The sequence below is a fragment of the Metabacillus malikii genome, assembly GCF_030813355.1.
Taxonomy (GTDB): domain Bacteria; phylum Bacillota; class Bacilli; order Bacillales; family Bacillaceae; genus Metabacillus; species Metabacillus malikii.
Genome location: NZ_JAUSUD010000016.1, coordinates 80,203 through 98,304 on the forward strand (window position 1 = coordinate 80,203; position 18,102 = coordinate 98,304).

Sequence of the window (18,102 nt, forward strand, 5' to 3'; positions counted from 1 at the left end):
CAATCACTTCATGTGATTGATCTACTTACACCTTATTTGTAAATAACTTAGGTATGTTCGATAGTCTCTGAACGTTCATCTTCGTTTCCGAAAGATGCTTCGCTGCTGATTGCCCATACATATATATTCATCATTTTTAAACTTTCACGCTCACTGTTACCAGTCACGTTGTAGTTGATGAACCTTTAGGGTGTTCCAGCAATTCACGAGATTTTAATCCCGCCGTGTGGATTTTATATTTAACGGGATCCACCTTGCTCAACAAGGTGAGTTAATTTTGCAATATCATCCAACCATGACACTGAACCAGAAGATTTACCATTAACACCTCTAGCTAATGTATTACGCGGACGCAATGTTGAGCCATTCGTTCCAACTCCGCCACCGCGACTCATAATTTCCATTACTTGTTTACGATGCTCAGATATTCCTTCACGGGAATCCTTTACAAACGGCATAACATAGCAATTAAAATACGTAACATCTGTCCCAGCACCTGCTCCATATAAAACACGGCCAGCAGGAATGAAGTTTAGGTTCACTAATTCTTCGTAGAACTTTTCGAACCATTCTTTTCGTTTTTCTTCTGTTTCTTCTACTGATGCAAGTCCCGTTGCATTTCTTTTAGCAATTTGTTCGTAATAGATTTCAAGTGGTTTCTCAATGACGTCTAACGAGCGGTTAACAATTCCTGATTCAATTTCTTCAGGCTTGTCTAGTGAATGACGATATTCCTCTTCAACTAACACACTTGCCGATTTTGATTGCCAATCTATTGCTGTAATGAAACCAAGTCCTCTTGCAGGAAACTTAGGATCTTCTTTTATTGTTAATACAACAAAGTCCCCTTCTGATAGTGTTATCTTCTCCGTATCTTTAAAAGTATAACGGTCAAGCATAACAAGTCTGGAAACACCCTTATGGGTTAACTTCATATCATTTGTAATCGGATGAACCTGTGGAAAGGCAGAAATATCTTTGTTTAACTTTTCCACATTTAATTTCATCTTCTGCTCAGTAACAACAGTCATTGTAACAACTCCTTGTTCTATCTCTCTATTAAATCTTCTGATTAAATTTATCACACAAGTATACACAAATCAATATATAGTGTCTGATTTTCAAAAATAATACTAGATATAGTTTCTAGGTCAACAATCTATCATTTTGTCAAATTTATAACTAAGTAAAAAGGGAAGTAAATTTGAGGTTAAGCTAGATTATTTAGACTAAAGATGGATTTTTGAATTAATTTGTCTCTTGCATAAAAATTTATCTATTTTATATCAATACTAGTTCAATATTTAAAATCAACCAATCTAGCATATCACAGGAAAGCCTTTTATTGAATGTAAATTTCACTGTATTTTTTATACAAAAATATGGACCAAATTCAAAGGGCCAGACTCACCAAACACTGTATATAGGTAAAGGTATATATTTTCCCCATATACATGTTTGTTTTCTAAAGTCAGACCCTTTTTTAAACACCTTCATACATTAACGCTTATAATTCCAATCATCGCTCGCATATTTTTGTTGGGCTAATCTTTGAACATGCTCGTATTCTTCTTTTGTTAACTCATAGGTTTCTAATTCTATGTTTAAGCCTTTTTCGAATCCTTCTTTAAAAGCGATTTTTGCTTCGTTAATTGTAACGGGCTTCTCACGAAGTTCGTTTGTTGCAACAGCTTTACTTTTAAATGCGCGTTGCATTCTTTCTTTTACTCGTCCATTTGGATATTTAAATAAATCAAATAGCATATCCTCATCTAAGTCGAGCAAAATTGACCCATGTTGAAGAATGACACCTTTTTGCCGAGTTTGAGCACTTCCAGCTACTTTTCGACCTTCAACAACTAATTCATACCATGAAGGAGCGTCAAAGCAAACTGCTGATCGTGGAGATTTCAAGCCTTGTTTCTCTTCATCTGTGCGTGGAATTGCAAAATATGCATCAAGCCCTAAATTTTTAAAGCCTTCGAGAATCCCCTCTGATATTACTCTATACGCCTCCGTCACTGTCTTTGGCATGTTAGGATGTTCCTCTGATACGATGACGCTATATGTAAGTTCTTTATCATGGAGTACTCCTCTTCCACCTGTTGGTCGTCTAACAAAACCAAGTCCATGCTTTTCTACGTTTTCTAAGTGTATTTCCTTTTCTACTTTTTGAAAGTATCCAATCGATAATGTCGCTGGATTCCAACCATAAAATCGAATAGTTGGTGGAATTTTCCCTTCACTATGCCACTCTAGTAACGCTTCATCTAATGCCATATTAAATGCAGGCGAACAATTACCAGAATCTATAAAACGCCATTTCTCTTTCGTCATGTTTTACCCTTCTTTATATAAAAATTTACTTCCTCTAGTCTATCAAATTTGTTCAAATAAGAAAATTATCTTGCATGTTTCCTAATGACATTTTAGAAAAGCTCTTATATAATAATAGAAGTCCACATCAAGTTCTTTTGAACCTATACTAGTTAGTCATTACTAAAGTGTGAAAGTCGGAATTAACCAAAAAAATTTATAAATCATCATATAAAGGGGTCGAAACTATTGTCAACTACAACTTGGCTACTTATTATATTAGCGGTTGCATTAATCGGGTACTCAGTATTCACATTTTTCTACCAACGCAAAATAATGAAACAGTTAACCGAAGAAGAATTTCGTGCAGGATATCGAAAAGCTCAATTAATCGACGTTAGAGAACCAAATGAGTTTGAAGCCGGACATATACTCGGGGCCAGAAATATTCCTCTTTCACAATTACGTCAACGCTACAAAGAAATTCGCCAAGACCAGCCTGTATACTTGTACTGCCAAAACACTGTTAGAAGCGGCCGTGCTGCTCAAATGTTACGAAAGAAAGGTTATACAAATCTTAATTGCTTAAAAAGTGGATTTAAAGGTTGGACAGGTAAAATTAAAAAGAAAAACTAATATAAACCAACAAGAAGCAGTCTATCCTCCATGCTAGTGTGTGGGATGGCTGTTTTTTTCATATACAATAAACGTTAATTCTAAGCAACTGACGAAAATATCCAATGCAAGATTTCATATAAAAACATAAAAAGTAGGAAATAACTGTACTATAATCTTAATACTTTTGGAGGAATTACATAGTGTTTATTGCGATACTGTTTTTTCTGTTAATGTCTTTTTTTCTATCTGGTAGTGAAACCGCACTGACCGCTGTAAATAAAATGAAAGTGAAAATGAGGGCTGAAAATAACGATAAAAAGTCAAAAAAATTACTTAACTTAGTTTCTAGACCTGATGAATTAATCACTGCGATATTAATCGGCAACAATGTTGCAAACATTATGCTCCCGACTTTGGTGACAATGATAGCAATCCAATATGATTATAATGTGGGGATAGCGACAGGTATATTAACCGTCGTACTCATTATTTTCGCAGAAGTTCTCCCAAAGTCCATTGCAGCTACATTTGCCGATAGAATTGCCTATATTGTCTTTCCCATTATCAGAATCCTATTAATTATATTTAAACCGTTAACATTCCTCCTATCGAGATTTACTAGATTTGTAATTAAAATACTCTCTAAAAACGAGGCAGATTCTGTTTCAATATCACGAGAAGAGTTAATAACGATGGTAAATATTGCGACATCAGAAGGTACACTTCAAAATGAGGAAACAAAATTAATTAAAGGTGCAATTGACTTTTATGATTTAGATGTACGAGATGCATTAAAAACACCTCGAACTGAAATTCAGGGTATACATTTTGGGGCAACATTTGATGAAACACGTGAAATTGTTCTTAATGACAGCCATACACGATTTCCTGTTTATAAAGAAAATATGGACCAAATCATTGGTGTACTACATGCTAAATCATTGCTTTCTTGGTCACTTGAACCAACGAAAAAGTTGGAAGATTTTATCGATAAGGACCCATTATTTGTCTTTGAATTTCATTCAATCGAAAAAGTGTTTAAATTAATGCTTAAAAAACGTAGACACCTTGCGATTGTACTAGATGAATATGGCGGAACAAAAGGGATTATTAGCCATGAAGATATTATTGAGGCGATGATTGGACAAGATATCAGTGATGAAACCGATGAAAATGAAGAAATATTAATTGATGAACTTACCGATACACATCTAATTTGTCATGGTAAGCTCGCTTTAAGAAGGCTTAACGAGGTCTTCAAAACAAGAATTCCTGAAGACGAAGATATTTTAAGTGGTTTCTTACTTAAAGAACTTGGTCATTTCCCGATAGTAGGTGAAACATTTGAATTTCATCATCTTCACTTTGAAGTCCTATCGGTAGAAGAAAATAAGTTAAAAAAGGTGAAAATCACGAAGAAAATTAATCCAATTGCAGATTAAAGAGGGGACAGTCCCCTCTTTTATTATGTTTTGCTACTTGTAACAAAAGGGATATACTGTTTTAGCATTGAGAAGCTTAGCTTTGACCCTTGTTTTGCCCGCTCTTGTCGTTCTTGGTACTGTTTTAAAAATGCCAGGAATCGTTCCTCCCGTTCATCTGTTTGTCTTTGGATAATGTCTCGTTCCTTCCGTAATTCCTGCTGATATCGTTCTCTTTCCTGCTCAGATGTATCTGATAAGTTTGAAATCATATCTTGTACATCTGAAAATTCTATTCTAGATACCTCAGTCTGTAATGTAGCAGTTTCGACAATCTTCTGATTAACAGATTCTACAACATTATGTTCAAGTACATTTAAATGATTTTTAATATCCAGAACTTCTTTCATCTGATGAGACTCAATAAATTCTGTTATTTTCTGGAGAGAATCTTTGATTTCTTCTAGAGATTGATTATCGATCCCCTTGTCTGTACTACTATCTTGTTGAACTGCACCATGATTGACTAATAGTTGTTTTATCGTATGCGTATCTAAATGATTATCTTTAAAAGATTTAATCTTTCTAAATATTTCAATTTGCTCCGCAGTAATGATTCTTGAATTATTAACATCTCGTTCGATTGATAGAAACTCTTGAAATTCAGTTTCCCAATTTTTTAGGATAAACACCTTTTCTCCAACTATTGAAGCTGCCTTTGAGATTGTTACATACTTTGTTGTCATTTAATCCACCAATCCTTTTTCATATTTTCTTTAGTTACTAATTCGTCACTGTTTATAGCAAATTCCTTCAAGTCGACAAAGCTTCTAAAAACAAGTCATAAACTATGGAATTTATCTAGAATTCGTCATAATTATTTCCCTTCTAACGAACGTACAGAGCGTTATACATAATTTCTTGCAAAATGGGTATACTTTTAAAATCATACCGAGATCGAAAATGGAAATCATTAATTATGGGTAGTAGAGGTGGTTCTAAAGGTACTCTTCTAAAAGGTTTATGTTAAGAATGAATGAATACAAGTCTTGTACAACTATCCAAAAAAGGCTCCTCTAAAGCTGAAAGCAAACGCCTTATTTTTGCTAATGATCGAATAATAATGAAAATTACTAGATGAACAGATGAAAGGGTGTCTTCAACATGAATGTAAAGATTAACTTTGATTCATCCTGGCAGGAAGGATTTCTCCAAAAATTAGAAAGTGATGGGCCTTGGGCAAACTGGGAACTATATAAGCTATCATATGAAGTCCAACAACAAACTGCTGTCCCTTCCTTTACAGGATTACAAGCACCGAAACACCTCCCACATTTCACACCTTTACCACATCAGTTAGAAGTCGCACAAAGAGTGGTTGAAAAAATGAATGGGAAGGCAATATTGGCTGACGAAGTAGGCTTAGGTAAAACGATTGAGGCTGGGCTCATATTAAAGGAATATATGATTCGCGGTTTAGTCAAGAAGGTCCTCATATTAGTACCTGCCTCTCTTGTTTCCCAATGGGCTCGTGAGTTAAACGAAAAATTTTTTATCCCTGCTGTCGAACAAAAGAAAAGCTATGTTTGGGAATCTTTTGATGTAGTCGTATCCTCCATTGATACTGCGAAACGAAGCCCACATCGTGAAATAGTAAATGAACAATCATATGATCTTGTCATTATCGATGAGGCTCATAAGTTAAAAAATAATAAAACTAAAAACTATGAATTTGTACAAAATTTAAAAAAGAAATATTGCTTGTTGTTAACTGCTACTCCAGTACAAAATAGAGTTGAGGAAATATTCAACCTCGTTTCATTATTAAAACCAGGTCATTTAGGTAATGAAGCATATTTTAACGAGGTTTTCTCTGCAAAAGAGCGTTCTTTAGAAAAACATGACCATTTACGGGAATTAATAGATAAGGTGATGATTCGTAATCGAAGAGGCGATACTGGTATTGATTGGCCAAAACGCCATGTGGAAACAGTCGCAATTAATTTTTCAGAATCTGAACAACATTTATATGATACGATTACAACGCTAAAACAAGACCCAAAAATACCGACAAACGCTTTCTCAATCATGACCTTACAAAGAGAAGCATGTAGTAGCCGTGAAGCAGTATATATGACATTAAAGAAAATGCTAGATCAATCTAATGATGAAAAAATATCATTACCACATGATGTTATAAAGAAACTAATGATAGCGATTGATGGTGTTACCCAGAATACGAAAGCGAATAAAGTAGTTGAATTAATCAAGCAGATAAATGATAAAGTAATCATTTTTACCGAGTACCGTGCAACACAATTTTATCTACAATGGTTTTTAAAACAAAATGGGATTAGCTCTGTTCCTTTTAGAGGTGGATTTAAAAGAGGCAAGAAAGATTGGATGAAAGATTTATTCAAAAATCATGTTCAAGTGTTAATAGCAACAGAAGCAGGTGGTGAAGGAATAAACTTACAATTTTGTCACCACATCATAAATTATGACCTCCCCTGGAATCCAATGAGACTTGAACAACGAATTGGTCGGATCCATCGGCTAGGTCAAGAACATGACGTACGCATCTATAATATGGCGACTAAAAATACGGTAGAAGAGCATATTTTAAAGCTCTTATACGAAAAGATTAATTTATTTGAGAAAGTTATAGGTGAATTAGATGAAATATTAACTAGGTTAGAAATAAGAAATTTTGAGGAACATGTTCAAGAAATCATGTACAAATCTAAAACTGACGGTGAAATGAAAATAAAGATGGAGAATCTAGCTTCTATTCTAGATTTCGCCCAACAAACTCAAGCCGAAAGCCATCGTGAAGCAACCTAGAAAAATGTGTGAGGTGATTATGTATGGAACAAGAAAAAATACATGGGTTCCTAGAGAACTTCTTTACAGCTAATTCTTGTGAAATCATTGAGAATCAACCGGGGTATTTAACTGTGCAACTTTCGATCGAAATGGATAAGGAATTAATGAATCGTCCATTTTATTGGCATTACCTTGAAAAAACGAACGGTGTTCCAAACCCAATGAAACTAACTCTCATTACTAATAAGCAAAAGGCTCCAGAAGACTTAAATGGTGAAGTCCTTCATTTTGGGTCTCCACGCCTACATCAAATATTCCAATCAACAAAGAAATTCGGCAGATATATTCGATTATATGAAAATGCACAATCAAACGGTGGGAATATCCCTCTTCAACCGTGGCTATCGACTAACATCATTGTTTCTTATCAATGTGACATGAAAAAAGATGAGCTTCATTCAATTGGTTTACACTTAGTTAGCGGTACTATTATCGAAAACTTCCAGGAAAAACTTGAAAAGCTGGAACTCACTCCAAAAATACCAGATTATTGTTTTACGATGACACCTCTAATCAAACCACTTAGTGGCTTAAAACGAATTGAGCAATTCGTCTATGAACATGTCCGGAGGCAAGATAGTACCTGGGCCGAGGCGGCGATGAAAAGATGGTCAGAAGACCTTGACTTACTTAACCATTTCTACGAAGAATTAGAGGAAAAGCCCGATTGCTATTACTTAGAAAAAGAAGCACTACGTGAGCTTTATGAACCAAATATCAATATCTCAATCCAAAATGGAGGTATATTTTACCTTTCATCCCAAGCTATTTTTCAGTAAAACTACCTAATTATGATTAGCAATTGAAATTTTTCAATTGCTATTTATTTGCTATTTACAACATTTCGATATAATTCGACATAATTCTAAAGTAGTTTTTTAAAGTTTCCTTTAAGTTAACTTTAAATAATCTGTAAAAATCCAGGTCTTTAACCTTTTTTTATATACAATGTCCTATTTTTTATTACAAAATTATTACAAACCAAGCCATAACTTAAAATTTTCGCTTTTCGACAATAATCAACAGTTTCCTCACTTGTTACCCATTATAATAACAATGTAATTATAGTAAAAAAGTCGATTTATTATTAGGGCTTTTGAATTAATAATCAGTTAAGGGCAAACCTCTTGAAAAAGGGGGACGCAAAGCTACAGATCTAAAGCGCACGCTATGATGGCTGAGCTGCCTGAAATACAAAAGCGTATTTTAGGAGGTTTAAAGATGAAAAGTGAACTAATTACGCAAATAAGCAAAGACGGAGAACTAGACAAGGATTGGGTAGCACTCATATTAGAAGCGTTAGAATTAGGTATTAGCACTGATGAAATAAGAGACTTTTTTTCCTCTAACAAACTCACCAAATAAATACACAGAATTTCCGTATAAAATGTTCTCCATACCAAACACAACCTTCTATATATGTTATAATAGTCATAGCAAAGGAAGGTGACTTGATGTGATTGGTCCTAGAATAAAGAAATATCGGACTCAAAAAAACTTATCATTATCAGAATTAGCTGAACGAGCAGGAGTAGCTAAATCCTACCTGAGTTCCATTGAACGCAACCTCCAATCCAATCCTTCTGTTCAATTTCTAGAAAAGGTATCATCTGTTTTAGGAGTTTCTGTAAATGTGCTTCTTAATGAGAAGAATAAACAAGACTTATTGGAATTAGACGACGAGTGGACAAAACTAGTCCAAGATGCGATGATATCTGGCGTTTCAAAGGATCAGTTTCGAGAATTTTTAGAGTTTAATAAATGGAAACTGAAAAATGATACTGATAATTAATTACATAGATAAAGGCATGATAGCAACATTCTATCATGCCTTTATTATTTTGTTGTACCTTTGACGATATTATTTTTAATTATAGATGTAGGGTTATTTATGATTAAAGTGCTTTTTGAGAGCCTGTACTTGGATCGAGGATTGGGTGACTCTATGTGCTTGCACCGAGTCACCCGAATTTGCTCAAAATAAGCGAAATTGGCAAGTGAGAAGCAAAGCGAAAACTACCATAAAAATCTAGCATTTTGAAGTTTAAATCGGAACATATCGATTAGTGAATAGATGCTTTAAACCTGGAATATTTGCAAGCTCTCTTAAATGCTGTATTTTATATTTCGCATTATATTCATATGATTGATTTTGCTCACTGAAATATGTACTCATTCGGTCTAGATGAACTGTTTCCCAACCAAGTTTATTTGCTGTTATGAAATCGGTATTCGGATTATTTCCAACAAAACAACATTCGTGATGTTCTGTTTCTAAAGCCATACATAAATGTTTATATGGCAAAATGCTTGGTTTCCAATTCTCCCTGCCAAATCGGTCACATAGAATGATTGATTGAAACTTACTATTTAAGCCCAATGCTTTTACTTTATTATATTGTGCGTCAAGAATCCCATCAGAAATAATACCTAGTTTAACATCGCGAGCAAGATGGTTTAGCACCCATTTTGCATCCTGAAACAACTGAATCGTTGGCACATGTTCATAATATTTCTTTGTTAAAAAATGAACCATTTTTTCATCGTAACGTATGTTTAAATTATCAAGTGCTTTCTTTATAAGCTGCTTTCTCTCACCATCATCGTACAATTCGGATGCCACCTGATAGAAACCATCAACAGAGTATCTCCTTATAACAAGCTTATCAACCTCTCTTAAACCACTGAGAACATATTCCTTTTGACTAAACAAAATATCATCCATCTCAAAAACGATTGTATTAATCATAACTCATTAACTCCATATCGTAATTTGCCATTTTTATTCTCCTTTAGAGTCCATATTTATATGTTCTTTTTAAAATCTCTATTGTTCATTTTAAAGAACTGACAGATATGTTTTACCGTAACATGTCTTGTATATGTTATATTTTCGCATTTCTGATTACCGAAATTAGTAACTCGATTAGCGAACTTGATAGTTTTGATAGATTTTTATGCCTCTTTGTCTTTCTAATCTCGACATAATTGACTCTACGTTTAACGTATGATTAACAGCAGCACCCTTTGTCGATGTTAAGTCAAGTTGACAATAAGGACAGTACCAGTTATCAATTCTAGTGCTACTATACGAAGTTTGGCTGCATCGATAACATATTTTTTTATACATTTGCTCTCCCCACCAGATTTTCTATTGTTTTTATAACCTTTCAAATGAAACGATCATAATATTCTAAACATATTTTAGTTCATTATAAAGAACAAATCAACAAATATCACTTATTTTATTTATTTTTATTACATATAAAATGAGCGATAATAGTTCTTTAACTAGATGATTGCCTTCAAATTTACTTTACTTACTGAAAATAAATGTACTTTATAAAGAATCATATATTGTTTATAATGGAGTTTGTCTAGATATCTAAAAGGGAGACCTGTTTATGGTTGGAGAAAACATAAAGCAATTAAGGAAAACAATGGGCTATTCAATAAGTGAATTAGCAGAACTAGCAGGAGTATCAAAGTCTTATTTAAGTTATATTGAGAGAGATGTTCAAAAAAATCCTTCTTTACAATTTTTAAGTAAGATTGCTTCGACATTGGAAACAGAGGTTGAAGTTTTATTAGGTACACGAAAGAGTCAGGCTACACTCACCCTTGACAAGGAGTGGCTTGCCCTTCTTAATCGTGCAATTGATGCAGGGTTAACAAAGGACGAATTATCTATTCTGTGTAGTCAAATAGAAGAGCGCAAATTCAGAAAACCATCCGATTAGTAAGGACAAAAATAGTAATGACCTGTCAATACTACTTTCTCCTTTCTAAACCGGGTTACGCTATCATTACTATTTTCTCCATCATGAAATATAATTACATAAACTAAAAAATACTTAATATCACATCAATATTAAATAAATGATAAAAAACATAAATACTAATACACCAATGGTACCCAAACCATCAATCGCAAAATCCTTTAATGCCTCTTTCAAAGCAATTTTTCGTCTCCTATGAAGCGAGCCCTTATTATTCATATTTTCCACCTCATCAGACTATAGTATAACGCTTTCAACTTCATAATTATTATATTAGATTTCTTTACGTAAGTATGTGATTAATTTCACATTTCAATAGAAGGTTAAAAAATCTCGTTCAATATTGGATTAGATGAAGATACTTTGGAAAAAATAGTGAATAAGGATGGTGTAAAATAATGAAGAAGCAAATCATTTTAGGATTGTTATGTTTAAGCAGTTTATTACCAGTACAAGTAGTCTTTCCAAGCAGCACTATAGCAGCTAACAAGTCATCTTGGGAGGAAGTCGCTGCTAAAGAAACAAGGAAGTTATACCCATTATCACAAGTATTATTCTCACAGAAGGTTTGGGACAAATCCAAAAAGGATATTAGCATTAAACAATATCGGCTTACTTTAAGAGAAGGTATGGAAGATTTTGCAGTCTATACAACCATTACATACGATTCAAACTCAGGAAAAATTAAAAATGTCCAAGTATTACCTGGCATTTAATTTAAAAATAGAATAACTATAGAGGTTGGGACACAATATTTTTCGAAAATATATGTCTCAGCCTCAGATTGTTAATGTTCCAAGTGTAAAACCCACTTAGCTATCCTCGTTTCCCATTTAAAAAAAGACCATCATAAGACGGTCTTAGTAATTATCGCCATACACAATTCGCTTGGAAATATTACTTCTTTCGATTTTTTACAAGTAACCTTAGCGAGAAAGGTAACATACCAAACCATCTATTTGTGTATACGGTCGAAAGCTCATTATTTTTTAATTTTTCTTCTCTTTGTTGTTTTCTTGTTTCTTTTGGCGTGTCCATGAATTTAATTAGCTGCTGTGTGACATACTTTACATAATCATTTGTTGACATAGTAAAAAACACCTCATCTTTAAATGTCTCTTACTATTATTTATGACCTAATTTTAGTTTTTTAAACTCTGAATGATTTCTTCGGTAATGTCATCAATACTTTTGTTGTCGGTATTAATTTTTCTAGTGCAGTCTTCATAATATGATTCTCTAGAAAGATATAATGTTACTAGTTCTTCTTTTGACTTCTTATTAGCAATTGGACGGTTACTATCATGATGGATTCTGTCATAGATAACATCAAGGTCAGCGTGTAGTAAAATGATTACGCCTGATTCCTTCATGTAGATACGATTCTCATTTCTAATGACAATACCTCCACCAGTTGTGATAATGATGTTATCTTTCGGTAGATTTTTAAGTATTTCCGTTTCTAAATCACGAAAGTATTGTTCGCCGTGCTCTTCAAAAATTTGTTTAATCGTTAACCCTGTTGTTCTTTCTATTTCTTTATCGGTATCACGAACAGGTAATGCTAACCTCTCTGCAAGCGCTTCTCCAATTGTTGTTTTCCCCGCTCCCATGAATCCTGTTAAATAGATTGCCTTCACTAGATTGCCTCCACTTTTTTATTTAACAATACCATATAAATACTTATTCAGACCATCCAATCATTTTATTTTGTTCTAGGTTGTATTGATAGGAAGCGGTATATTCCCTTCCTTTCGAAGTTTTACAATGTAACTGTACTTCATAAATATTAGGAGTCTTTTTTATAAACTTAAATGAATACTCACCGTTATTAACTTGTTCTGCCACATACTTATTGTTATCTATATTGTTATCATCCAGTATCTTTAGTGACTCAACTATTGCAATTGTCTTCATATTGTCGAGTATATAATATTGCTCTGTTTCAGTAAGAAAGTTTTTCTCAGTTACATAAGTAGTTCCGACTGCACCAAAGATTAATAGACAAAGGAAAATAACAATTATAGTTGATGGTAAAATAAACCCGGCTTGTCTACTCATTTTGTTAAATCCTTATAATAAAAGAGTGTATGATGATACTTATCGTTATTCTCACTTACAACTGATACATCTACTCCATTTTTAACTTTCATAAATGAGAGTTTTTTTACGTTTAATAAATAGATCTCATGTCCCTTACCGTTTACCTGCCGACGTACTAGCTGACCATATTGATGAACACTTACTCTTTCCCCTTCTTTATTATAAAATATAAGTTCATCTGCATTTACTTCAACATCAAGCGCATCCTTTGTTTCCCGATGTAGTTGAATTAAAAATAGCTCCCACTCAAACGGCTTCAAATCATTTGAGTAGTGTGATTGTGTAAGGACAAAGTGGAAAATGAGTGTTAATGAGGAGATAATGATGGAATAAACAAAGAAGGAAAAAAGCATATTTAACATTGTGTATCCTTGGTTATTTCGTAAATGGCAGGCAGACACTTTCATCTTGGTCTGTAATCCCCTTCCAATACAGACAAGCATTTTTATCTTTACCTTCCTCCCTCCAAATTAATTGATACTGTCTGTTATCGATGACAAATTGTTCATCTTGATAGACTGTTTTATTAAGCATGACATCTTGAGTTTTTTCGTAGAGAATTTTATAGGCTTCTACCGTCTGCTTGGCATGCATTCGTTCGATTGTAAGTATTGTAAATTGCGGAATCAAAAGTCCAACAATAATAGTCCAAATACTGAAAGCTGCTAGAGTTTCGGCAAAGGAGAATCCACTGCTACATTTTATCAACCTTTACTCTACCCTTTCCTAAATAAAAGATAATTTTATATTTACTGTCATTATACGTAACATACAATGTACCGCTAGAATTAACAGCCCCATTGCGATTATAGCTCACCCGATTATTCAGCGTACCTCCTTCTACCTTAATATTATCGTCGTAATCACGTACTAAAATAGGTGTATTAAGACTACTTTGCTCAACTCGATATTGATTGTGATTACCTCTAAATAATATCGTAACTGTTTTTTTGTTAATAAGCGCATATGCTTGTGCATATTGAATGTCCTTCTCAAATTGTTCAAAAAACGTTTCAATCTTCTTTTTCTCATAGACTGGAACAAGATTAGCTACTAGAACAATACTCATCACGCTAGCAATTCCTAAGACAATTAAAGATTCTATTAATGTGTATCCCTGGTTATTCCGAATTGGTTGCAGTAACCTCACCACTTGCGGTAATATTGACTTTACTTCCGTTAGGACAAACAGGTGGCTCTGAACCCTTCAAATATCCTTCCCTCATTAAATCATCGATCGTTGGTGTTTTATTATGATCGATTTTAAACGCCGTAACTTGCGCCTGAACCATGTTCACCAGTCCTTCGCAGCCTTTTTTCTGAATACTGCTATTATGCTTTGTCACATTAGGGATAGTGATTAACAATAACACTGTGATAACTAATAACACAATAAGCATTTCAATAAGAGTAAACCCCTTTTGATTCTGAAGTTTTTTCATCATGTACCTCCTAAATACTATCAATCATTTTATACATTGGCATAAGCATTGATAGGTAGACAAATAAAACAATAATGCCAACGAATAGATAAACAGTTGGCTGAATATACGTAATAATTTTATTAATTGAAGTATCAATTTTTTCTATCACAAATTGACTGTACATATACAGTTCTCTAGCTAACTGTCCATTGGCTTGTCCGTGTAATATAACTTGTGACAACTCATCTTCATAAAATTCTCGTTCATAGATGATATCATTGAATTTTTGTCCAGCTTTTAACTGGTGAATGAATGTATTCGCCTCCTCTTGAAAGAATGGAATAATTGATTGTGTCGTAAAAATTTTCAAACAATCATAGATTGACATTCCTCCTCGTAGTAATATGCTAATTTGTAATGATAGATAGTAACTCAACATCATTTTTACATACGTTTTCAAGATTGGTATTTTTACGATTAATCTCATCTTCCTTTCTGCTGTATACTTTCTAAACCGGATAAAATAGTATATTAGAAATAGCAGCAAAAAAATTGCAGCTATTAACATACTCCACCTAAGATAAAGGAACGATTGACTTAAAATCATTGAAAAGATAGAGACTTCTATATTCATAGAGGTATATAAATGATTAAATTGAGGAGTAATCACAGATTGGATAAAAATCAGGATTACAGCGACCGTAAAGATAAGAAAGATAGGGTAGCGTAGTATTTTTGTTAATTTATCATAATGGGCTATCTTCTTATATAGCATGATACTGCTCTCCTTTAACGCAAACTCCATATTCCCATGTTGTTCAGCGAAATAGAGATAGCTAAGTACATCACGATGAAAATACAAATTCGTTAAGCCATATCTTAAGGAATAGCCTTCTGCTAAATTTGATACACAGTTTAATAAATCATCCTTTTGCCTCCCCTTTTCATTCACAGAAATGAAATTTAGTGCCTCATTCAATGTGTAGCCTTTTTCAAGTAAATCACTCAGTCGTTTTAATAGAAGAGCTTGATCTTTCAAACTCCACTTTCGCTTATTCTTCATAATGATATACCCAACGTTGATATGAATCTGGATTTAAATATCCTAATGCAATTCCTTTTTTTATCACGTCCCTAAGTGTTTGGTAGCGATATGTTGTCCGCTCCCCTTTTGCTTCTTGAATGACAGCCGCAAGCTCTTTGCCGTATAACAATTCGTAAACACTTAACCGTCGTTTCCTTCTGAGCTTTAAGCAATGTGGCGAACATTGGTCATCACAAAATGGGCACCTTAACTGCACTAGTCGTTGTGCTGTAACAGCGATTAATGTCTGTTCGATTTCCGATAAACTTACATCAAATTCTAGAAGACGATAAATTGCTCCCTTCGCATCTCTTGTATGCATCGTAGATAAGACCAAATGGCCGGTTAGACTGGCGCGTATAGCAATTTGTGCTGTCTCACTATCCCTTATTTCCCCAACCATAATGATGTCTGGGTCGTGCCGTAAAATCGCCCTTAACCCAGTAGCGTAGGTTATACCAGCTTTTTCATTCACTTGTACTTGCAATACTTCCTCACTTCTATTTTCGACAGGGTCTTCGAGAGTAATAATGTTACGATTGAAATGACGCTTTGCATAGTGGATTAAGGAATACAAAGTTGTGGTCTTACCCGAACCAGTTGGACCAGTAAAGATCACTAAACCATGTGAATGATTTAAGATTGAAAGCAACTTTCTTGTTGTATTAGGGAATAGTGATAAATGATTGATTGCAGGAATTTTCTGTTGGGGTAAAATACGAATGACCAGGCTTTCATCATAAATAGTGGGTAGTGTTGACAGTCTTAAGTGAACATTGATGTTCGCTGTTGATAAGGAAAGTGCACCGCTTTGTGGTCTCCTTGTTTCACCTATATCCATTGAAGCTAAAAATTTCAAATGGGAAATGATTCTTTCACTTGTTTCTTTGTTCATGGAATGTTTTTCAATTAATTCGTCATCAACACGAAAATGGATATGGGTAACCTTCTCCTTAGGTACTAAGTGAATATCGGAAGCACGTACTGCACAAGCCTCCTCAATTAATCGCTCACTTAGTTGTTGTATCGCTTCCATTAATACTTCTCCTTTCTGTTCAACCTACGAAACCATTGTACCTAATGGGTAAACACGTTGCACATCATCATAATTTAATTTTTAAATGAGACTCCCCCTTAAAATTCTAAACATTCAATTTGATTTATTACATTTTCAAGCCACCAAATACATATAAAATAGATTATTACTAGATATCAACTTTTTTCATGATATTACACAGAATCTAATCGTATAATATACTTATAAACTGAAGATAATTTAACTTATAATGGATTTGGAAAAACTGTAGGAAAAAATGAAATGTCTGTACTAGATTGTAAACGCTATTTACAATTGCCTAAGAGGTACATTATAATGAATAAAGTGACTGTTGAATACTAATAGCATCATTGTCAAAGCTATAATTGATACATATTAAATAAATAACTGATGCTTTGACAGTACCAACAAAGGAGGGATACATATGGATCGTATGTTCCGAGTATTAGGGTTTTGGACAGGAATCTTCGCGGTCATGTTTTATCTTGGTGACATGAAGACAACTTCCCTGTTATTTTTCGGGCAAACTGGCTTTTTCGTCTTTTTATCTTACTTAAAATTAACAGAACGTATGTACATTTATATTTTCGGTGCGTACTTAACAATTTTCTTTGTCGGATTTACATACTGGACAACATTTATGATGATTCCCGGACAAAGTGTTGGTCATTAACTTAACCGACGACGAAAAAAACAGGCAGTTATGCCTGTTTTTTTACTTTTTAAAATTGTCTTTTAACACTCGTTCTAAAATCCGTTTAAAAAAGGATTACTCTCCATTTCTGCTTCGATTGTCGTTTCGACACCGTGTCCCGATAATACAAGAGTCTCCTCCGGAAGAGTCAGCAATTTTTGGTGAATACTCTGAATTAATTGCTCATGGTTCCCCCCTGGTAAATCAGTTCTTCCAATACTGCCTGAAAATAGTGCATCACCAGAAAAGACAATACCCGTTGGAGCATGATAATACGAAATGCTTCCAGGAGAATGACCCGGAGTTTCTAACATTTTCAATTCAAAATTACCAATAGAAAGTACTCCTTCACCATTTATTATTTGTTCTGCACTTTTAACCTCAATCTTACCAGCCATAAAGTACTGGGAACCATTTAAAGAAGAGTCGGAGAGCCAAGCTTTTTCATTTTTATGTATATATACTGGAATATCCCATTTACTACGCAAATCATCTAATGCTCCTATATGGTCAAAATGAGCATGTGTTAGTAGTATTGCTAGTGGCTTTAAATGTTGCTTCTGGATTATACTAATTAGTTGTTGTGCGTCCCCACCAGGATCAATAATAAGGCAATCCTTTTTGTCGTTAGAAAATATGTAACAATTTGTTTGGAGAGGTCCTAATGGTATTCTTCTCCACTTCATAGCTATTCCTCCATATCGTTGTAATAACTTTATT

At 33.9% G+C, this 18,102-nt stretch carries 23 protein-coding genes, 1 pseudogene and 1 riboswitch; of the genes and pseudogenes, 9 read left to right on the top strand and 15 right to left on the bottom strand.

The window, feature by feature from the left end; genetic code table 11:
* Positions 1–242: 242 nt before the first annotated feature.
* Both J2S19_RS15135 and lipM read right to left on the bottom strand, forming a co-directional pair.
* A pseudogene (locus tag J2S19_RS15135) lies at positions 243–1,031 on the bottom strand (ribonucleotide reductase N-terminal alpha domain-containing protein); the annotation flags it as partial.
* A 469-nt stretch (positions 1,032–1,500) separates the two neighbouring features.
* Positions 1,501–2,337: an octanoyltransferase LipM gene (gene lipM / locus J2S19_RS15140; RefSeq protein WP_307343746.1), complete on the bottom strand. Its 837-nt coding sequence runs from the start codon at positions 2,335–2,337 to the stop codon at positions 1,501–1,503.
* A 228-nt stretch (positions 2,338–2,565) separates the two neighbouring features.
* On the opposite strand from lipM, the gene J2S19_RS15145 reads away from it, so the two are divergent.
* Entirely contained in the window at positions 2,566–2,952 is a 387-nt protein-coding gene (locus J2S19_RS15145) for a rhodanese-like domain-containing protein (RefSeq protein WP_307343749.1), read from the top strand.
* 182 nt (positions 2,953–3,134) lie between these two features.
* On the top strand, positions 3,135–4,376 hold the full coding sequence (locus J2S19_RS15150; protein WP_307343752.1) for a CNNM domain-containing protein: 1,242 nt from the start codon (positions 3,135–3,137) through the stop codon (positions 4,374–4,376).
* A 23-nt stretch (positions 4,377–4,399) separates the two neighbouring features.
* On the opposite strand, the gene J2S19_RS15155 is transcribed toward J2S19_RS15150, so the two are convergent.
* The gene (locus J2S19_RS15155; RefSeq protein WP_307343755.1) at positions 4,400–5,101 is read right to left on the bottom strand and encodes a MerR family transcriptional regulator; all 702 of its coding nucleotides are present in this window, start codon (positions 5,099–5,101) and stop codon (positions 4,400–4,402) included.
* 418 nt (positions 5,102–5,519) lie between these two features.
* Between J2S19_RS15155 and J2S19_RS15160 the strand changes: the two genes are divergently transcribed.
* The 4 genes from J2S19_RS15160 (at position 5,520) to J2S19_RS15175 (ending at position 9,033) form a co-directional block, all read left to right on the top strand.
* Complete coding sequence (locus J2S19_RS15160; RefSeq protein ID WP_307343758.1) at positions 5,520–7,199, top strand: DEAD/DEAH box helicase; 1,680 nt, start codon at positions 5,520–5,522, stop codon at positions 7,197–7,199.
* A gap of 23 nt (positions 7,200–7,222) precedes the next feature.
* Complete coding sequence (locus J2S19_RS15165) at positions 7,223–8,020, top strand: YqhG family protein (RefSeq protein WP_307343761.1); 798 nt, start codon at positions 7,223–7,225, stop codon at positions 8,018–8,020.
* A 328-nt stretch (positions 8,021–8,348) separates the two neighbouring features.
* A riboswitch (cyclic di-GMP riboswitch) is annotated at positions 8,349–8,431 on the top strand.
* 31 nt (positions 8,432–8,462) lie between these two features.
* Positions 8,463–8,606 (top strand): anti-repressor SinI family protein, encoded by a 144-nt coding sequence (locus J2S19_RS15170; protein WP_307343764.1) that lies wholly within the window; start codon positions 8,463–8,465, stop codon positions 8,604–8,606.
* Between the two features lie 91 nt (positions 8,607–8,697).
* Positions 8,698–9,033 carry a helix-turn-helix domain-containing protein gene (locus J2S19_RS15175; RefSeq protein ID WP_307343767.1) on the top strand — a complete coding sequence of 112 codons (336 nt, stop codon included), beginning with the start codon at positions 8,698–8,700 and terminating at the stop codon, positions 9,031–9,033.
* A 252-nt stretch (positions 9,034–9,285) separates the two neighbouring features.
* Here J2S19_RS15175 and J2S19_RS15180 read toward each other — a convergent pair whose 3' ends face one another.
* Both J2S19_RS15180 and J2S19_RS15185 read right to left on the bottom strand, forming a co-directional pair.
* A complete protein-coding gene (locus tag J2S19_RS15180) occupies positions 9,286–9,990 on the bottom strand; it encodes an HAD family hydrolase (RefSeq protein WP_307343769.1) in 705 nt (234 codons plus the stop codon).
* A gap of 177 nt (positions 9,991–10,167) precedes the next feature.
* Complete coding sequence (locus J2S19_RS15185) at positions 10,168–10,371, bottom strand: hypothetical protein (protein WP_307343772.1); 204 nt, start codon at positions 10,369–10,371, stop codon at positions 10,168–10,170.
* Positions 10,372–10,645: 274 nt separating this feature from the next.
* Between J2S19_RS15185 and J2S19_RS15190 the strand changes: the two genes are divergently transcribed.
* Both J2S19_RS15190 and J2S19_RS15195 read left to right on the top strand, forming a co-directional pair.
* Positions 10,646–10,981, top strand: a complete 336-nt coding sequence (locus tag J2S19_RS15190) for a helix-turn-helix domain-containing protein (RefSeq protein ID WP_307343775.1) — start codon at positions 10,646–10,648, stop codon at positions 10,979–10,981.
* Positions 10,982–11,418: 437 nt separating this feature from the next.
* On the top strand, positions 11,419–11,736 hold the full coding sequence (locus J2S19_RS15195) for a DUF3889 domain-containing protein (RefSeq protein WP_307343778.1): 318 nt from the start codon (positions 11,419–11,421) through the stop codon (positions 11,734–11,736).
* A 181-nt stretch (positions 11,737–11,917) separates the two neighbouring features.
* On the opposite strand, the gene J2S19_RS15200 is transcribed toward J2S19_RS15195, so the two are convergent.
* From J2S19_RS15200 to comGA, 9 genes are read right to left on the bottom strand one after another with little or no spacing between them, the layout of a single operon-like run.
* Entirely contained in the window at positions 11,918–12,109 is a 192-nt protein-coding gene (locus J2S19_RS15200; RefSeq protein ID WP_307343781.1) for a YqzE family protein, read from the bottom strand.
* A gap of 53 nt (positions 12,110–12,162) precedes the next feature.
* Positions 12,163–12,660 carry a shikimate kinase gene (locus tag J2S19_RS15205; protein ID WP_307343785.1) on the bottom strand — a complete coding sequence of 166 codons (498 nt, stop codon included), beginning with the start codon at positions 12,658–12,660 and terminating at the stop codon, positions 12,163–12,165.
* Between the two features lie 43 nt (positions 12,661–12,703).
* Positions 12,704–13,081, bottom strand: a complete 378-nt coding sequence (gene comGG / locus J2S19_RS15210) for a competence type IV pilus minor pilin ComGG (protein WP_307343788.1) — start codon at positions 13,079–13,081, stop codon at positions 12,704–12,706.
* Positions 13,078–13,530, bottom strand: coding sequence for a competence type IV pilus minor pilin ComGF (gene comGF / locus J2S19_RS15215; protein ID WP_307343790.1), 453 nt, complete (start codon positions 13,528–13,530; stop codon positions 13,078–13,080). The genes comGG and comGF overlap by 4 nt, the downstream gene beginning before the upstream one ends.
* The gene (gene comGE / locus J2S19_RS15220) at positions 13,499–13,831 is read right to left on the bottom strand and encodes a competence type IV pilus minor pilin ComGE (protein WP_307343793.1); all 333 of its coding nucleotides are present in this window, start codon (positions 13,829–13,831) and stop codon (positions 13,499–13,501) included. Before comGE ends, comGF begins: the two co-directional genes overlap by 32 nt.
* Positions 13,818–14,276, bottom strand: coding sequence for a competence type IV pilus minor pilin ComGD (gene comGD / locus J2S19_RS15225; protein WP_370875153.1), 459 nt, complete (start codon positions 14,274–14,276; stop codon positions 13,818–13,820). The genes comGE and comGD overlap by 14 nt, the downstream gene beginning before the upstream one ends.
* Positions 14,245–14,565, bottom strand: a complete 321-nt coding sequence (gene comGC / locus J2S19_RS15230) for a competence type IV pilus major pilin ComGC (RefSeq protein WP_307343799.1) — start codon at positions 14,563–14,565, stop codon at positions 14,245–14,247. Before comGC ends, comGD begins: the two co-directional genes overlap by 32 nt.
* 10 nt (positions 14,566–14,575) lie before the next feature.
* Positions 14,576–15,610, bottom strand: coding sequence for a competence type IV pilus assembly protein ComGB (comGB, locus tag J2S19_RS15235; protein ID WP_307343802.1), 1,035 nt, complete (start codon positions 15,608–15,610; stop codon positions 14,576–14,578).
* Positions 15,600–16,667: a competence type IV pilus ATPase ComGA gene (gene comGA, locus J2S19_RS15240; RefSeq protein ID WP_307343805.1), complete on the bottom strand. Its 1,068-nt coding sequence runs from the start codon at positions 16,665–16,667 to the stop codon at positions 15,600–15,602. Before comGA ends, comGB begins: the two co-directional genes overlap by 11 nt.
* Before the next feature lie 445 nt (positions 16,668–17,112).
* Here comGA and J2S19_RS15245 point away from each other — a divergent pair, with 445 nt between their 5' ends.
* Positions 17,113–17,361, top strand: a complete 249-nt coding sequence (locus J2S19_RS15245; RefSeq protein WP_307343807.1) for a DUF2626 domain-containing protein — start codon at positions 17,113–17,115, stop codon at positions 17,359–17,361.
* Between the two features lie 74 nt (positions 17,362–17,435).
* Here J2S19_RS15245 and J2S19_RS15250 read toward each other — a convergent pair whose 3' ends face one another.
* On the bottom strand, positions 17,436–18,068 hold the full coding sequence (locus J2S19_RS15250) for an MBL fold metallo-hydrolase (RefSeq protein WP_307343811.1): 633 nt from the start codon (positions 18,066–18,068) through the stop codon (positions 17,436–17,438).
* Between the last annotated feature and the right edge of the window lie 34 nt (positions 18,069–18,102).

Excerpts from the sequence above, each read along its gene's own strand:
- lipM (WP_307343746.1), bottom strand. The coding sequence starts at position 2,337 with ATGACGAAAGAGAAATGGCGTTTTATAGATTCTGGTAATTGTTCGCCT.
- J2S19_RS15155 (WP_307343755.1), bottom strand. The coding sequence starts at position 5,101 with ATGACAACAAAGTATGTAACAATCTCAAAGGCAGCTTCAATAGTTGGA.
- J2S19_RS15160 (WP_307343758.1), top strand. The coding sequence starts at position 5,520 with ATGAATGTAAAGATTAACTTTGATTCATCCTGGCAGGAAGGATTTCTC.
- J2S19_RS15165 (WP_307343761.1), top strand. The coding sequence starts at position 7,223 with ATGGAACAAGAAAAAATACATGGGTTCCTAGAGAACTTCTTTACAGCT.
- J2S19_RS15170 (WP_307343764.1), top strand. The coding sequence starts at position 8,463 with ATGAAAAGTGAACTAATTACGCAAATAAGCAAAGACGGAGAACTAGAC.
- J2S19_RS15180 (WP_307343769.1), bottom strand. The coding sequence starts at position 9,990 with ATGATTAATACAATCGTTTTTGAGATGGATGATATTTTGTTTAGTCAA.
- J2S19_RS15185 (WP_307343772.1), bottom strand. The coding sequence starts at position 10,371 with ATGTATAAAAAAATATGTTATCGATGCAGCCAAACTTCGTATAGTAGC.
- J2S19_RS15190 (WP_307343775.1), top strand. The coding sequence starts at position 10,646 with ATGGTTGGAGAAAACATAAAGCAATTAAGGAAAACAATGGGCTATTCA.
- J2S19_RS15195 (WP_307343778.1), top strand. The coding sequence starts at position 11,419 with ATGAAGAAGCAAATCATTTTAGGATTGTTATGTTTAAGCAGTTTATTA.
- J2S19_RS15200 (WP_307343781.1), bottom strand. The coding sequence starts at position 12,109 with ATGTCAACAAATGATTATGTAAAGTATGTCACACAGCAGCTAATTAAA.
- comGG (WP_307343788.1), bottom strand. The coding sequence starts at position 13,081 with ATGAGTAGACAAGCCGGGTTTATTTTACCATCAACTATAATTGTTATT.
- comGF (WP_307343790.1), bottom strand. The coding sequence starts at position 13,530 with ATGAAAGTGTCTGCCTGCCATTTACGAAATAACCAAGGATACACAATG.
- comGC (WP_307343799.1), bottom strand. The coding sequence starts at position 14,565 with ATGAAAAAACTTCAGAATCAAAAGGGGTTTACTCTTATTGAAATGCTT.
- comGB (WP_307343802.1), bottom strand. The coding sequence starts at position 15,610 with ATGAAGAATAAGCGAAAGTGGAGTTTGAAAGATCAAGCTCTTCTATTA.
- comGA (WP_307343805.1), bottom strand. The coding sequence starts at position 16,667 with ATGGAAGCGATACAACAACTAAGTGAGCGATTAATTGAGGAGGCTTGT.
- J2S19_RS15245 (WP_307343807.1), top strand. The coding sequence starts at position 17,113 with ATGGATCGTATGTTCCGAGTATTAGGGTTTTGGACAGGAATCTTCGCG.
- J2S19_RS15250 (WP_307343811.1), bottom strand. The coding sequence starts at position 18,068 with ATGAAGTGGAGAAGAATACCATTAGGACCTCTCCAAACAAATTGTTAC.